The organism is Phenylobacterium sp., assembly GCF_030681155.1.
In the GTDB taxonomy this organism is placed as follows: Bacteria; Pseudomonadota; Alphaproteobacteria; order Caulobacterales; family Caulobacteraceae; genus Phenylobacterium.
Genome location: NZ_JAUXXE010000019.1, coordinates 66,785 through 82,353, shown reverse-complemented (window position 1 = coordinate 82,353; position 15,569 = coordinate 66,785). Strand labels below are relative to the sequence as shown.

The window sequence follows — 15,569 nt, the reverse complement described above, 5'->3', positions numbered from 1 at the left end:
TCGGAAATTGAGTCGCCGCATAGTAGCGGTGGAGGAGGGGGCGGCTAGAGCGCTTCCGGCCTAGGCCCGGCTGGCCTCTGGAAGATCGAGGGCCATTACGTCGGAGGCTTCGTCGGCGTCCATGATCTTGAGCAGCCGGGCTCGCGCCCGGTTCACCCGGCTCTTGATGGTGCCCAGCGCGCAGCCGCAGATCTCGGCCGCTTCCTCATAGGAAAGACCCGCGGCGCCGACCAAAATCAGGGCCTCGCGATGTTCGTCGGGCAGTCGGGCCAAGCCGGCTTGCAGCGCGCGCATGGCGACGCTCCAGTCCTGGGTGGGCGGCGAACTCAGATTGTTGGCGTACTCGCCGGTCTCGTCGCGAACTTCACGTCTGCGGCGGATCACCTGGGTGTAGTAGGTGTTGCGCAGAATGGTGAACAGCCAAGCTCGAAGATTGGTACCGACTTCAAACTTGTCGCGGTTGGTCCAGGCCTTGATGAGAGTGTCCTGCACCAAGTCATCGGCGTCCGATCCGTTGTGGCACAAGGACCAGGCGAAAGCCCGCAGGGCCGGGATCATCGCCACGACCTCGCTGCGCCAATCGCTGTCTTCGCTCATGCTGGCCTCGGTCCGCGCCTCGCCTCGGAGGGGAATTTCGCGTTTCGGTAGTTTCTCAACGCGTCCTTGATCCAACCGTTCCGGCTTGCGATCGGCCGCGGACACCCCAGATTTCCGGAACTGCGTTTTGGTTGCGGCGTTTGGCGGGGGACCGGCGGCGGCAGCGGCACGGACGACGACACTCACGATCTCATGAACGAATGGAACGGCGAATGGCGTCACATGACGAGCAGGGCTTGGCCCCGGCCCCATTTAGAGCGGCCCGCGCGCGCGAGGCTGTGACCCGCTATCGCAGGGTGCGTCAGGGCACCTTGGCGTTAACGCGCCATCTGTCCGCCGAGGACCAACTGGCTCAATCGATGCCTGACGCGAGTCCGGCGAAATGGCATCTGGCCCATACGACCTGGTTCTTCGAGACTTTCCTGCTCGGACCACGACTATCCAGCTACGCGCCGTTTGATCCGGCCTTCGCGTATCTGTTCAATTCCTACTACGAGGCGCTGGGACCGCGTCAGCCACGACCGGAGCGCGGCTTGCTGACCCGGCCGTCGCTGGATCGGGTGCTGGCCTATCGCGCCCACGTCGATGATGCGATGGCGGTGCTGCTCGACGGAGGCTGCGAAGGCTTCGCCGAGTTGCTGGATCTTGGCCTGGCGCATGAGGAGCAGCATCAGGAACTGATCCTGATGGATATCCTCCACCTCTTCGCCCAATCGCCTCTGAAGCCCGCCTATGCGCCGGCCCCGGCGCTGCCCGTCGGGCGCGATCCCGGCAAGGTCGTTCAGGTCGCATTCGATGGCGGGTTGGTCGAGATCGGACACAACGGCGACGGCTTCGCATTTGACAACGAGAGCCCGCGCCACAAGACGTTCCTGGAGCCCTATCGCCTGGCCGATCGCCTGGTGACGAACGGCGAATGGCTCTCGTTCATGGCTGACGGCGGCTACAGCCGACCCGAGCTTTGGCTCGCCGAAGGTTGGGCTAGGGTGCAGGCCGAAGGTTGGACCGCGCCGCTTTACTGGGAAGAGGGTCCTGGCGGCTGGCTGGCCATGACGTTGCAGGGCCGCCGCGCGGTCGCGCCGCATGCGCCGGTGACGCACATCAGCTTCTATGAGGCGGACGCCTATGCGACCTGGGCGGGCGCGCGCCTGCCGACCGAGGCCGAGTGGGAACACGCCGCGGTGGGTCTGCCGACGACCGGCAACCTTCTGGACGAAGGCCAGTTAGGGCCCGCCGCCGCAGCACCTGGTCCTGGCCTGCGCCAGATGTTCGGCGACGTCTGGGAATGGACCCGCAGCGCCTACGCGCCCTATCCGGGTTTCCACCCGGCGGCCGGGGCGGTGGGTGAGTACAACGGCAAGTTCATGATCGGCCAGATGGTGCTGCGCGGCGGTTGCTGTGTGACCCCGGATGGACACGTGCGGGCGAGCTATCGCAACTTTTTCTACCCCCATCAGCGCTGGATGTTCTCCGGGCTCCGATTGGCGTGGGACGCGGGGCCTGAACGCGCGTCGGCGTCGCCGGCCAACGACAGCTTCAGGGACGATGTCCTGGCGGGCCTCTCGCGGCCTCAGAAGGAGCTTTCGGCGAAGTACTTCTACGACGCCGAGGGATCACGGCTGTTCGAAGAGATCACCGAGCTGCCGGAGTACTATCCAACCCGCACTGAGCTTGCGCTCCTGAAGGACCAGGCGCCGGAGATGGCGGCCGCGATCCCGACGGACGCCGCCTTGGTCGAGTTCGGCAGCGGCGCCAGCACGAAGACGCGGCTGTTGCTCGACGCCGCGCCGCAGCTTGGCGTCTACGTGCCCATCGACATCAGTCAGTCAGCTCTGGACGCCGCGGCCGCATCCATCGCGCGCGACTATCCGAGCTTGCGTGTGGCGCCGCTGGTCGATGATTTCACGACGGCGCTGGCCTTGCCCAGCGAGACGGAGGGGCTGCCGCGCGTCGGCTTCTTCCCTGGCTCCACCATCGGCAATTTCAAGCCAGACGAAGTGGTGGCCTTCCTGGCTGGCGCCAAGCGCCTGCTAGGCCCGGGGGCCGGCTTCCTTGTTGGGCTGGATCTGGCGAAGGACGAGGCGACCTTGGTCGCGGCCTATGACGACGCCCAGGGCGTCACCGCGGCGTTCAATTTGAACCTGCTGAGCAGGATCAATCGCGAACTGGATGGAGACTTCGATCTGGCTGCGTTCGAGCATCGCGCGATCTGGAACGCGGTCGAGAGCCGCGTCGAGATGCATCTGGTCAGCTGCAAGGACCAGATCGTGGGTGTGGCGGGCCACAGCTTCGCGTTCACCGCGGGCGAAACCATCCATACGGAGAACTCCTACAAGTTCACCGTGGCAGGTTTCGAGAAACTCGCCGGTCAGGCGGGTTGGAAGCTGGAACGCTGCTGGGAAAGCCCCGCTCCAAGCTTCGCAATGGTGCTTCTGAGAGCCTAGCTCTCCAGACGCTCGCCGCGGGTGCGGCCGCCGCCCCGCGAAGACTCTCCACCCTTACGCCCGGCTGAGGCGGCGAGGTCGCGGTCCTTGGCGAAACTGCGTTTCTCGCCGGGCACGCTGGCGCCGCCCTTGCGGGCGATCTCACGGCGACGTTCCGGGTTCATGGCGGCGAAACCGCGACGCGACTTCGGCTTGGCGTTGGCATCAAGATCCATGGGCGGCTCCTCTTTGCGTCAACCGTCGGGGGAGGGCGGTGACGCCGCTGCTTCCGTTACGGTCAAGCAAACTCGCCAAACGTAGCGGTGGTTGCGCGGAAAATGAGATTGAGCCTGCGGCTATTAGCCCAACGCAGCCGGCTTGAGCCGAGGGGCAAATGAGGCCTGGGGTGAGAATCATCTCGCCAGGCCCCGAAAACGCTAGGGAAACCGCGACGGCGTAACCGCCGCCTTGGCAGTCGTCCGGCTTTCGACGGGCGAAAATCAAATCGGCAGTTGAACCTTGGCGGTCAGGCCGCCGCCGGGCCTGTTGACGAAGGTCACGTCGCCGCCGTGACCGCGGGCGATGGAGCGGACAACGGCTAGGCCAAGGCCAATGCCGCCGGTCTGGCGGCTGCGGGAGGGCTCGCGACGGTAGAACGGCTCGAACACCCGCTCGACCTCTTCGGTCGGAATTCCCGGGCCGTCGTCCTCGATTTCCACGATCGCGCTGGTCGCGTCGCTATAGATCCGGGCCCTGGCGCGCCCGCCGAACTTCACGGCGTTCTCCAGCAGGTTCGTGAACAGGCGCCGCAGGGCGAGCGGATCGCCATGCAGAACCACCTTTTCCCCAAGTTCGACCTGGGTGTCGGCGCCGGTCTCGGCCATCTCGTCGCACAGGCTTTCGAGCAGCGAGGACAGTTCCAGCGGCGTGCGCTCGCCGTCGCGGGTGGTGTCGCGGACGAAGGCGAGGGCCGCGGAGATCATCTCCTCCATCTGGTCGATGTCGGCCGCCATCTTGACCCGCACGTCCTCCGGGACGTTCTCGATCCGAAACCGCAAGCGGGTCAGTGGCGTGCGCAGGTCGTGGGCGATGGCTCCCACCATGGCGGTGCGATCCTCGACGTAGCGGCGCAGGCGTTCCTGCATGTCGTTGAACGCCTTCACCGCGACGTTGATCTCCGCCGACCCCTTTAGCGACAGCGGCGGAGCGCGAGGGTCGCGGCCCAGCCGCTCGGCGGCGTCGGTGAACAACCGGATGGGGGCGGATAGCCGGCGGGCGAAGACAAAGGCGACGGGCGCCATCACCAGGGCCGACAGGAAGAACAGCAGCACGATCCGTTGCTGCCAAGGATCCAGTCCGATGCCGCGTTCGGGGCGGACGATCTGCCAGCGGCCGTCGGCCTGTTGGACCGCGACATCGAACGGCGCGATCAGGAAGTGCTCTTCCTGCTCGCCGCCGTCCCGGGCCATGCGGTCGCGGATCACCCGGAATACGCGGCGGTCCGATACCGGAAAGCGCGAGGCGGACGAAATCACCACTCGCTCGATGGGGACGTGCAGCGCCTCAGCCAGCTGACTGCGGATCTTTGGCGTCATCCGGCTGTCGATCACCATCGCCGGGGCGTTATCGACCGTCTTGATCACCAAAGGTCGACGCTCGGTGAAGGCCGGCGGTGTTCCGTTGAACGCCTGGACGATCTCGCTGATGCGATAGAAATCGGGCGCAGGCGGAGGCAGGTTGAACAGCAGGATCAGGCTGATGACCTGCGCCGCCGCCAAGCTGATGCCGATCAGGGCCAGGAGCTGGCCGAACAGCGATGCCGTCGGCCGCCCCGACCAAGGCGGCGTCATGTACGCTTCACCTTGGCGGTGAACATATAGCCTTCATTGCGAATGGTGCGGATCAGGTCCTGGCCGCCGCCATCGTCCAGCTTGCGGCGCAGGCGGCTGATCTGGACGTCGATCGCGCGATCGAACGCCTCCGAATCCGGACCCCGCGCGAACTCCAGCAACTGGTCGCGGGTAAGCACGCGCTGCGGGCGCTCCACGAAGGCGCGCAGCAGCGAGAACTCGCCCGATGACAGGTTCACCACCACGCCCTCAGGCGAACGCAGCTCGCGGCGCACGAGGTCGAGCCGCCATCCGGCGAACTCGCAGCCAGCGCCGACCCCGGCGTTTTGCCCGCGATGCTCGGCCCGGCGCAGCACGGCGCGCACGCGCGCCAGAAGCTCACGCGGATTGCAGGGCTTGGAGAGATAGTCGTCGGCGCCGAGCTCGAGGCCGACGATACGGTCGGTGTCCTCGCCCATGGCCGACAGCATGATCACCGGCGGGCCTTCGCCGACGGCGAGGCGGCGGCAGATCGCCAGGCCATCCTCGCCCGGAAGCATGACGTCCAGCACGATCAGATCGACCGAGCCGCGCTCCAGCACCTGTTCCATCTCGCGGGCGTCGCCGGCGGTTTCGACGGTGTAGCCGTGCTTTCCCAGGAAGTCGGAGACAACGTCACGGATCCCGGGGTCGTCATCGACCATCAGGATGCGGGCGCCGGCCGGTGCGCTCTGCGCAGAGGCGGCGGACTGTTCGATGCGCGTTTCCATCCGGGGCATCTTTACGCGCTCGCGTAACGCTCAGATTTCACGATTGAAAGCATCAGGCGCCGGCCAGGACCTGATCGGCGACATAGGGATTGGTTCGGCGCTCCTGGCCGAAGCTCGACATCGGGCCGTGACCTGGCACGAACCGCACATTGTCGCCCAGCGGCCAGAGCTTGCCGGTGATCGAGTCGATCAGCTGCTGATGGTTGCCGCGCGGGAAGTCGGTGCGGCCGATGGAGCCCTGGAACAGCACGTCGCCGACTTGTGCGAACTGCGCCTGGCGATGGAAGAAGATGACGTGACCCGGCGTGTGACCGGGGCAGTGATAGACCTCGAACTCGGTCTCGCCGAGCGTCACTTTGTCGCCGTCCTGCAGCCAGCGGTCCGGCGTGAAGGTGCGCGCTTCCGGCATGCCCCACTTGGCGCCCGAGGCTTCCATTTCGTCGATCCAGAAGGCGTCGTCGGGGTGGGGCCCCTCGATTGGAACGTTGAAGGCGGCTTTCAACGCGGCCGTCCCGCCGGCGTGGTCCAGGTGCCCGTGAGTGATCCAGATCTTTTCAAGCGTCAGGTTCTGGGACTTCAGCGCCTCGATCAGACGCGGGACCTCGCCGCCGGGATCAATGATGGCCGCCTTCAGGGTCTTGGCGCACCAGACGATGGTGCAGTTCTGCTGAAGCGGGGTGACCGGGGCGATCAGGGCGCGGATGGGAGGCTCGGCTTGCATGCCCCCAACATCGGCCCTGACGCGCCATAAGAAAAGGCCCGGGCGAACCCGGGCCTTTCCATTTTAGTGCTGGCGATCGCCGGGAGCGGGCGCTCCGGGCATCGGCGCGACGGGCCCGGGAGGCGCATCGGGGTCGAGTTCCGGCACCTCGGTGACGCCAAGGCCAACGTGGCTGCGGCGGTAGCCGTAAAGGAAGTAGACGACCAGCCCGATCGCGGCCCAGGCCACGAACAGCAGCTTGGTTTCCATCGAGAGGCTGAAGAACAGGTAGACGCAGCCGATCGCCGCCAAGGGCGCGACGACGATGATCGCCGGCGTGCGGAAGGGGCGTTTGCGGTGCGGATCGGTGCGACGCAGCACCAACACGGCGATGGCCACCATGGCGAACGCGAACAGCGTCCCGGAGTTCGAGATGTCGGCAAGCACGCCGACCGGGAAGAACGCCGCGAACAGCGACACGAAGACGCCGGTGATGATGGTGATCACATAGGGGGTGTGGAAGGTCGGGTGGACCTTGGAGAAGACAGCCGGCAACAGGCCGTCACGGCTCATGACGAAGAAGATGCGGGTCTGGCCGAACATCATCATCAGGATGACCGAAGGCAGGGCGAGACCGGCGGCCAGGCCGAGCAGGTTGCCGATTTGCGGCCAGCCGATTTCACGCAGGGTCCAGGCCAAGGCTTCCTTGGAACAAACCACGTGGGTGTCGCCGACGAGCTTGCAGGCTGCCGTGAGTTCGGCGCTGCCGGGGCGGAGGCCCGCGCCCGCGGCGTCCATCACCGGCTGAGCGCCGACCGTCCCGATGACGCCCATGGCGACCAGGATGTAGAAGATGGTGCAGATGCCGAGCGAGCCGATCAGGCCGATAGGCATGTTGCGTTGAGGGTTCTTGGTCTCTTCGGCCGCGGTCGAGACCGCGTCGAACCCGACATAGGCGAAGAAGATCGAGGCCGCCGCCGCGGAGATCCCGGCCATGCCGAGCGGGGCGAACGGTTCGAAGTTCTCCATCTTCATCACCGGCAGCGCCAGGATGCAGAAGAGCGACAGGGCCGAGACCTTGATCGCCACCAGGAAGGCGTTGACGGTCGCTGATTCCTTGGTGCCGACCACCAGCAGGGCGGTGACCACCAGGGCGATCATGGCCGCTGGCAGGTTGACGATGCCGCCGTCCATGGGGCCGAGCACCAGGGCGTTGGGGATGTCGATATGGAAGGCGTTCTCGATCAAGCCGACCACATAGCCGGACCAGCCGACAGAGACGGCGCCGGCCGCCACCGCGTATTCGAGGATCAGCGCCCAGCCGACCATCCAGGCCAGCATCTCGCCCATGACCGCATAGCTGTAGGTGTAGGCGGACCCGGAAACCGGGACCATGGAAGACATTTCAGCGTAGCAGAGCGCGGCGACCGCGCAGACGAAGCCGGCGATAATGAACGCCGCGATCATGCCGGGCCCGGCCTTTTGGGCGGCCTCGGCGGTGAGTACGAAGATACCAGTACCGATGATGGCGCCGATGCCGAGCATCGTAAGCTGGAACGGGCCCAGCGAGCGTTGCAGCGACTTCTTTTCTGCGGTCGCCAGAATCGCGTCGAGCGATTTAACTCGCCACATATTTCCTCCAGGAGAATCCGGCGGCCCCCGCCGCTCGGTCATGCTTTGACGCTACGTGGCCTCTTAGGAACCGTGCGGTCAAGCGCCAAGCAACGACGCTGGTTTGCATGAAACACGGCGCCTGCGGGACGAGCGTACCGCTTGGCGCAGCATGCAGGCGCGGCTAGATCACGGCATGCTTCCCGTTGAGGATATTTTGCCTGCGCTGCAGGCGGCGCTGACCGCCCGCACCGAGGCGGTTCTCGTCGCCCCGCCGGGGGCAGGGAAGACCACGCTCGTACCGCTTCGACTGCTGGACGCGTCCTGGCTCGCGGGCCGTAAGATCGTCATGCTCGAGCCGCGCCGCCTGGCCGCCCGCGCCGCCGCCGACCGCATGGCCAAGACCCTGGGCGAGAAAGTCGGCGAAACCGTCGGCTACCGGGTCCGCATGCAGTCGAAAGTCTCGGCTCGGACCCGAATCGAGGTGGTCACCGAGGGCGTCTTCAATCGGATGATCCTGGGCGACCCCAGCCTGGAAGGCGTCGGGGCGGTGATCTTCGACGAGTTCCACGAACGTAGTCTGGACGCCGACCTTGGGCTGGCGCTGGCGCGCGACGCCCAGGGGGTGCTGCGCGATGATCTGCGTATCCTGGTCATGTCGGCCACCCTGGACGGCGCCGCGGTCGCCCGATTGCTCGGCGACGCGCCGGTGATCGAGAGCCAGGGCCGGGCCTTCCCCGTCGAGACCCGATACCTTGGGCGCGACGACCGGCTGCGGCTGGAAGATCGCACTGTTCGCGCGGTCGAGCGCGCCCTGGCCGAGGAAACCGGCAGCGTCCTGGTCTTCTTGCCGGGGCAGGGAGAGATCCGCCGCACCGCCGAGATGCTGGCCGAGCGGGTGCGCCGACCCGATGTGCGGATCGCGCCGCTCTATGGCGCGCTGGACCCCGCCGAACAGGATCAGGCGATCTCGCCGCCGCCGGCTGGGATCCGCAAGGTGGTGCTCGCCACATCGATCGCCGAGACCAGCCTGACCATCGAAGGCGTGCGCGTGGTCATCGATTCCGGCGTGGCGCGCGTGCCCCGGTTTGATCCCGCCAGCGGTCTGACCCGGCTCGCCACCGTCAGGGTTAGCCGGGCGGCGGCCGATCAGCGACGCGGCCGGGCCGGGCGGACCGAGCCTGGCGTCGCCTACCGCCTGTGGGACGAGGCCGAGACCAGGGCGCTGCCGGCCTTCGCCGATCCGGAAATTCTCGACGCCGATCTATCGGGCCTGGCGCTCGATCTGGCGCGCTGGGGCGCGAAGGATGCGAGCGACCTGGCCTTCCTCGACCCGCCGCCGAGCGCGGCGTTCAACGAGGCGCGAAGCCTGCTGCTGCGCTTGGAGGCCTTGACCGAGGACGGCGTGCTGACCGGGCACGGGGAGGCGCTGAGCGAGTTCCCCCTGGCGCCGCGCCTGGCCCACATGGTGCTGAAGGCCGCCGCCACCGGCCAGGCGCCGCGTGCGGCGCAGATCGCCGCCTTGGTGACGGAGCGAAACCTTGGCGGCCGCGACGCCGACCTCCGCCACCGCCTCGAAGGCTTCAAGCGCGATCGATCCACGCGCGCCCGCGACGCACGCACGCTCGCCGAGCGCTGGGCCGGCTTGGCTGGAAAGCCCGGCCGAGGCGAGGCGCTGGATGACGGAATGCTGCTCGCCTTCGCCTATCCGGAGCGCATCGCCAAGGCGCGCGGCGGGTCGGGCGAGTTCCAGCTCGTGACGGGACGCGGCGCCTTCGTCGAGCCCACCGACGCCCTGGCTCGGGAAAAATGGCTGGCCATCGCCGAGCTTGGCGGCGGTGATCGCCGCGATCGCATCCTGCTGGCTGCGCCGCTGGATGAGGCTGAGCTGATCTCGGCCTTTTCCCAGCAACTGGAGACGGAGGATCGGCTCGAGGAGAGCGGCGGTGGACGCCTGCGCGGCAAGCGGCTGACCCGGCTGGGTCGGCTGACGGTGCGCGAGGAGATCGACGAAAAACCCGACCCGGCGATGATCGCCTCGGCGCTGGCGGCGCGCGTGCGGAACGAAGGGCTGGCCAAGCTGCCTTGGGGTGAAGCGGCCCGGTCGTTTCGGGAGCGGGGCGCCTTCCTGCGGGCGCAAGGCGCGGACTGGCCCGACCTGTCCGACGCCGCCTTGATCGAGGCGGTGGATGATTGGCTGACTCCGCTGCTGACCGGCGTAAGGTCGCTCACGGCCCTCAAGCCTGACGTGCTGGACGGCGCGGTGCGGGCGCTGGTCCCGTGGGAGCAGCAGCGACGGCTGGAATCGACCGCGCCGGCCCGCTGGACCGCGCCGACCGGCAACAGCTTCGCCATCGACTACGCCGCCGAGGGCGGACCGCGCGTGGATGTGCGCGTCCAGGAGGTGTTCGGCCTGACCGAGCATCCCCGGGTCGCCGGCGTGCCGCTCACCCTGTCGCTGCTGTCGCCTGGTCATCGCCCGATCCAGACCACGAAGGACCTGCCGGGCTTCTGGGGCGGATCATGGAAGGATGTGCGCTCCGACATGCGCGGGCGCTATCCCAAGCACGTCTGGCCCGAGGACCCCGCCAACACCGCGCCCACCGCCCGCGCCAAGCCGCGCGGAACTTGAGGTTCCTGTCCCCGAGGGAGAGGGCGAGGAGTTAAGTCGCGGCGTAGATCATGATCCCGGTGGCGACCGACAGGTTCAGGCTGTCGGCGCGGCCGCGCATGGGGATCTTGACGTTGACGTCACAGAGCGCGGCCATGTCCGGCGTGAGGCCCTGCTGCTCGTTGCCCATCAGCACCAGGGCGGGCTTAGCGTAGGTCGCCTGGCGGTGGTCGACGTCGGCGGTCAGCAAGGTGCCGACGACCGAGCCGGGCCACGAAGAGCGCCATGCGGCGAACTCAGCTTCGGTGGCGCGCACGATCGGAACCGCGAAGATCGAGCCCATGGTGGCGCGCACGGCCTCGACCGAAAACGGGTCGCAGCATTCGCCGACCAGGATCACCGCGCCGCAGCCGGCGGCGTCAGCGGTGCGCACGATGGTGCCCAGATTGCCTGGATCGCGCACCCTGTGCAGGGCGACGAAGCAGGGGGCTGCGTCGGGATTCAGCTCGGCCAGCGGTGTGAAGACCTGGGCGAACACCCCGACCACGGCTTGAGGGTTATCGCGGCGGGACACCTTGGCCAGGATGTCGTGGGTGACCTCGATCACCTCGCCGCGCGCGGCCCGGGTCGCCTCGATGGCGCTGCGGAGCAGGGGGTGGCTGTGGGCGTCCTGCCCGTACATCAGGATGCGCGGCGCATGGCCAAGTTCGACCGCGTCGGTGACGATCTTGAGCCCTTCGGCCACGAACAGCCCGGTTTCCTCGCGCTCCTTGCGTAGGTGCAGGGCGCGGACCGCCTTGACGGTGGGATTGGTCAGCGAGGTGACGGCGCGGTTCATGACGCCCACCGGCCATAGAAGGACATGCCGATCTGCCGGTCCTGCTTGTCCTCGACCAGGGTGAGTTCACCCCAATCGATGCTGCCGCCGCGATCTTGGAGGTTCGAGGCCAGAAGCGAGGAGAGCGCCGCGCCGGATATCCGCTCGGCATAGGCGTTGAGCAGCAGGAAGGACGCGTTTTCCGAAAGAAGTTCAGTGCATAGCGCTGCAAGCTCAGGCAGGTTTTCGAACAGACGCCAGACTTCGCCGTCGGGCCCCCGACCATATTTCGGCGGGTCGAGGATGATGCCGTCGTAGCGCGAGCCTCGGCGGACCTCACGCTGCACGTAGCGGCGGGCGTCCTCGCAGATCCAGCGGATCGGCCTGTCCTCCAGGCCCGACAGCGCGGCGTTCTCACGCGCCCAGCCGATGGCCTTCTTCGAGGCGTCGACATGGGTGACGTGGGCGCCGGCGGCGGCGCAGACCAGACTGGCGACGCCGGTGTAGCCGAACAGGTTCAGCACCTTCGGCTGGCTGGGCGCGGCGCGCAGGCGCTCGTCCAACCAGCCCCAGTTGGCGGCTTGTTCGGGGAAGAAGGCCAGGTGGCGGAAGGCGGTGAAGCGGGCATGGAATTTCGCATCGCCCCAGGCCATCGGCCAGCTTTCCTGCGGCTTGCCCTTGAAGCGCCAGTTGCCGGCGTCTTCCTCGTCGCTGGGATTGAAGACCGCGTCGGCCTTTTCCCAGGCGCTGCCTGGCAAGCGCGGGGTCCACATCGCCTGCGGTTCGGGGCGCACGACAGTATAGGGGCCATAGCGTTCCAGCTTACGGCCGCCGCCGGAGTCCAGCAGGGCGTAATCGGCCCAGCCGGTGGTGCGCATGGCGCCGGGAAGATCCGCGACAACGGGGGCAGGCTTGCTCATGGCCACCGACTAGCCGGTTCGGCGCGCCGAGGTCCAGCCCCCGAGGATGTCAGCGGCCGTGAAGGGCCGCCTCGGTGCCCTCGATTTCGTCGCGGATCCAGTCGTGGCCATTGGCGGACAAGACCCCGTCCAGCGCCGCGATGTGGACGCTGAGTCGGTCGCGGATCTCGGGATCGACGTCAGACCTGCCGGCCATCCATTTGGCGATCAGGTGAAATCCGAAAGCGCTGTGCAGCGCCAGGCGTTGCAGTTGGTCGTCGGGCAATCTCATGGTCGCTCCGTTCAACTTGTCCCCCGACAGCGCTAGTTTGGCGCTCAAGCTGGCGCCTACGTCAAGAAAACGCTGTCTTGACCAAAGGGCATGGCCTTAGTCATGGAATTGCCTCGCTTTCTTACGGGCGGACTTGCCACAGCCGTGGTTTTGGTTTCCGCTCAGCAATAATTCGGACTCGGAAGGAAACCCGTGACCACTTCAGTGACCACGAGGCGATCGGCCCGGAAACCCAAGGGCGACGGGCACCTGCGTCGGGCTGAGATCCTGGCGGCCGCCGAGCGCATCTTTGTCGCCGAAGGCTATGACGGCGCGACGATCCGGAAGATCGCCGATGAGGTGGGGGTCTCCTCCACCGCGCTCTACATGCACTTCCCCGACAAGAGCTGCATTTTGCTGGAGATCTGCGAAGGCACGATCCGCCACCTTCTGGAACGCAACGCAGAGATCGCCGCCAAGCCGATGGATGCGGCCAATCGTGTCAAGCTCATGCTCGAAACCTACATGCGCTGGGGGCTCGATCACCCGAACGCCTACGAGCTGGTGTTTTCGTCGGCCCGCCACGTCACCGCGGTGATGGCCGACGAGGGGGCGACGGCCGACCTGGGCGCAGAGTGCTACGAGATATTCTCAGGCGTCGTCCGCGAGATCGCGGCCGAGGGACGCCTGCGCGCCGGCACGGCCGATTCAGCGGCCCAGGCGCTGTGGGGCTCCTGCCACGGCGTGGTCAATCTGATGATCAACCGCCCCAACTTCGTATGGGCCCCGGCCGACGAATTGCTGTCGGTGACGCTTGAGGGCCTCATGTACGGCCTGGTCGCCGACTGAGGCCCTCGCCCGAACCCCTAAGGGTTCGGGATCGGCGCCATGCTAGTGCTGCCGGCTGAAACGGGCCGGGCAGGGCCGCTCATAGGACCGGCATAGGTTCCGTAGGCGCCGCGCTTCAGGTCGGTGGTCAGGGTGATCGGCGCCGAGCCGTTGTTGAGCCGCGCGCGATAGACCTGCATGCCCTCCATCACCCGCATGACGTAGTTGCGGGTCTCCGAGAACGGGATGCACTCGACGAAGTCGATGGGATCAGTCGAACCACGCGGATCGCCACAGAAGGTCACCCACTGCGGGGGGCGACCGGGTCCGGCGTTATAGGCCGCGATGGCCATCGGATAGGAGCCGGAGAAGTTGTTGATCTGCCGGCCGAGGAAGGCCTGGCCGAGCTGCATGTTGTAATCCGGCTGGTACAGCATCGAGGTGTCGTAGCCCATGCCTAGGCGACGCGCCTCGCTGGCCGCCGTGGCCGGCAACAGTTGCATCATGCCGCGCGCATCGGCGCCTGAGCGCGCCATCGGATCAAAGCCGCTTTCCTGGCGGGTGATGCCCAGAGTCAGCGCCGGCTCCGGGGCGCCCATCACCTGCGGCGGATTGCGCAGCGGATAGCCGCGTTCCGGCAGGATGAAACCACGTTGCGCCGCGGTCCGTACCACCTTCATCGAGGTGTCCTGATCGCCATAGCCACGCGCCAGGTCGACCAGCAGGGCCTGTTCCTCGACCGTCGGCAGGATGTCGTCGAGCGCCAGCACGAAGGCGCGGAAGAGGTCGCGATTGCCGATGTCGTAGAGCAAGCGCGCGGCGCGCACCGTGTCGCGCGCCTCGAACCGAGCCCGGTCGGCCTGGGTGATGACGGGATCAGAACCCAGGACCAGACGTCCGCCATTGACCTTCTCGCCGGCCAATTGGCCGTAGAACGTCGTGTTGTACTTGGCGCCTGCGCCATAGAAGGCCTGGGCTGCGACTTGATCGCCGCGACCTTCGGCCGCGCGTCCGCGCCAATACAGCGCCCGGCCGCGGGTGATCGGCGACTGGCCGATGCGCTCTAGGTTGGCGAAATGGATGTCGGCCTGGGCCGGGTTCTTCAAGCGGGTCAGGGCGATCCACCCGGCATAGAACTCCGCGTCGGCGGCGGGCGCGCCCGAGGTCAGACCGCTGTTGGCCGCGGCGGTATAGGCGCCGGCCGAGTCGCTATTGCGCAGAGCATAGAGGATCAGGCGATAGCGCTCGGCCCAGATCCGCTCGGCCATGTCGCCGTGCGCCAGGTCGCTGGGGAACTTCGGCACCTGGGCGAGGGCGAGGCTCTCAAGGTTGCGCTGGCGATAATAGCTGGCCCGCTCGAAGGCGATGCCCGGATCGTTGGCGAGATTGGCCGGAAGATTGGCGACCATTTCGTTGGCGTTGCCAGCGCCTGAACGCAGCGCCATCCGGGTTTGGGCGGCCTGCAGCTTGTCCGGCGGCAGCAGGATCAGGATTTCGCGGGCGGCTGGTCCCTGCGCGCCATAGAGCAGGATGTCGGCGCGGCGGGCGTGATCGTCCGGCGTCAGCATGCCGCCGAAGCGGGCCAGCATGGTGCGTTGCGGCCCCACCTCGAACAGCCGGTCGCGCCAGAACCCGCGGATCAGGTCGGCGGCCTCCTTCGACTTTCCGGTGGCCTGGAGGGCCGAGGCCAGCGCCATCGCGCCTTCGGCGGTCTGCGGCTCCGCGCCGCCGAACCAGGCGATGATCTGCTGGGGGGTCTGGCCCGAGGTTTCCAGTTGCTTCTCGGTGGCGAGCTGACGCCAGGCGGCGCGCGGCCAGCCCGCCAGGTCGCGGCGTGCCTGGTCCAGTTCGAAGAACGACAGCGAGTCGCCTGCCGAATCGACCAGCGCCCAGGTGGCGATTTTCTTGGCGATAGGGTCGCTGAGCATGGCGATGGCGCTTCGCGCGCCGGTCACGTCGCCGCGTTTCGCCGAGGCGAGGGCGGAATTCAGCGCCACGGTGTCGGCTTGCCCGATGCTTTGACGGTAGGCCGAGGGAGGCGTCTGGGTCAGCTCGATGGGGCGGGGGGCCTCATACGGCATGTGGCCCTGAGGCCTGGACGCCTGATTCGGCGCCTGCTGGGCCTGGGCGACAGTCGCCAGCAGAACGAGCGAAGCCGTTGTCAGGAACGCTTTATGGGCCTTGAGAGCCAAGGTGTGGAACTCCGGGTTTCG

At 67.2% G+C, this 15,569-nt stretch carries 13 protein-coding genes; 3 read left to right on the top strand and 10 right to left on the bottom strand.

The features are described from left to right. Window positions 1-60: 60 nt before the first annotated feature. Window positions 61-597 carry a sigma-70 family RNA polymerase sigma factor gene (locus Q8M13_RS04060; RefSeq protein WP_305298374.1) on the bottom strand — a complete coding sequence of 179 codons (537 nt, stop codon included), beginning with the start codon at window positions 595-597 and terminating at the stop codon, window positions 61-63. 212 nt (window positions 598-809) lie between these two features. On the opposite strand from Q8M13_RS04060, the gene egtB reads away from it, so the two are divergent. After that, a complete protein-coding gene (egtB, locus tag Q8M13_RS04055) occupies window positions 810-3,041 on the top strand; it encodes an ergothioneine biosynthesis protein EgtB (protein WP_305298373.1) in 2,232 nt (743 codons plus the stop codon). Here the strand turns inward: egtB and Q8M13_RS04050 are convergent. The 5 genes from Q8M13_RS04050 to Q8M13_RS04030 all read right to left on the bottom strand — a co-directional run bounded on the left by Q8M13_RS04050 (window position 3,038) and on the right by Q8M13_RS04030 (window position 7,951). Further along, on the bottom strand, window positions 3,038-3,256 hold the full coding sequence (locus Q8M13_RS04050) for a general stress protein (protein WP_305298371.1): 219 nt from the start codon (window positions 3,254-3,256) through the stop codon (window positions 3,038-3,040). The genes egtB and Q8M13_RS04050 overlap by 4 nt on opposite strands. Before the next feature lie 264 nt (window positions 3,257-3,520). Then, entirely contained in the window at window positions 3,521-4,870 is a 1,350-nt protein-coding gene (locus tag Q8M13_RS04045) for an ATP-binding protein (protein ID WP_305298369.1), read from the bottom strand. Then, window positions 4,867-5,619 (bottom strand): response regulator, encoded by a 753-nt coding sequence (locus Q8M13_RS04040; RefSeq protein ID WP_305298368.1) that lies wholly within the window; start codon window positions 5,617-5,619, stop codon window positions 4,867-4,869. The genes Q8M13_RS04045 and Q8M13_RS04040 overlap by 4 nt, the downstream gene beginning before the upstream one ends. Before the next feature lie 52 nt (window positions 5,620-5,671). Further along, window positions 5,672-6,340: an MBL fold metallo-hydrolase gene (locus Q8M13_RS04035; RefSeq protein WP_305298367.1), complete on the bottom strand. Its 669-nt coding sequence runs from the start codon at window positions 6,338-6,340 to the stop codon at window positions 5,672-5,674. A 63-nt stretch (window positions 6,341-6,403) separates the two neighbouring features. After that, window positions 6,404-7,951 (bottom strand): amino acid permease, encoded by a 1,548-nt coding sequence (locus Q8M13_RS04030; RefSeq protein ID WP_305298366.1) that lies wholly within the window; start codon window positions 7,949-7,951, stop codon window positions 6,404-6,406. Window positions 7,952-8,126: 175 nt separating this feature from the next. On the opposite strand from Q8M13_RS04030, the gene hrpB reads away from it, so the two are divergent. After that, entirely contained in the window at window positions 8,127-10,562 is a 2,436-nt protein-coding gene (gene hrpB, locus Q8M13_RS04025) for an ATP-dependent helicase HrpB (RefSeq protein ID WP_305298365.1), read from the top strand. Window positions 10,563-10,593: 31 nt separating this feature from the next. On the opposite strand, the gene Q8M13_RS04020 is transcribed toward hrpB, so the two are convergent. Genes Q8M13_RS04020 through Q8M13_RS04010 form a run of 3 tightly spaced genes read right to left on the bottom strand, consistent with a single transcriptional unit; the run spans window position 10,594 to window position 12,549 of the window. Continuing rightward, on the bottom strand, window positions 10,594-11,379 hold the full coding sequence (locus Q8M13_RS04020) for an RNA methyltransferase (protein ID WP_305298364.1): 786 nt from the start codon (window positions 11,377-11,379) through the stop codon (window positions 10,594-10,596). Beyond that, window positions 11,376-12,278 (bottom strand): class I SAM-dependent methyltransferase, encoded by a 903-nt coding sequence (locus Q8M13_RS04015; protein WP_305298363.1) that lies wholly within the window; start codon window positions 12,276-12,278, stop codon window positions 11,376-11,378. The genes Q8M13_RS04020 and Q8M13_RS04015 overlap by 4 nt, the downstream gene beginning before the upstream one ends. Before the next feature lie 49 nt (window positions 12,279-12,327). After that, a complete protein-coding gene (locus tag Q8M13_RS04010) occupies window positions 12,328-12,549 on the bottom strand; it encodes a hypothetical protein (protein WP_305298362.1) in 222 nt (73 codons plus the stop codon). A gap of 192 nt (window positions 12,550-12,741) precedes the next feature. Between Q8M13_RS04010 and Q8M13_RS04005 the strand changes: the two genes are divergently transcribed. Next, entirely contained in the window at window positions 12,742-13,377 is a 636-nt protein-coding gene (locus Q8M13_RS04005; protein WP_305298361.1) for a TetR/AcrR family transcriptional regulator, read from the top strand. Between the two features lie 17 nt (window positions 13,378-13,394). On the opposite strand, the gene Q8M13_RS04000 is transcribed toward Q8M13_RS04005, so the two are convergent. Further along, window positions 13,395-15,548 (bottom strand): lytic transglycosylase domain-containing protein, encoded by a 2,154-nt coding sequence (locus tag Q8M13_RS04000; protein WP_305298360.1) that lies wholly within the window; start codon window positions 15,546-15,548, stop codon window positions 13,395-13,397. Window positions 15,549-15,569 lie beyond the last annotated feature (21 nt).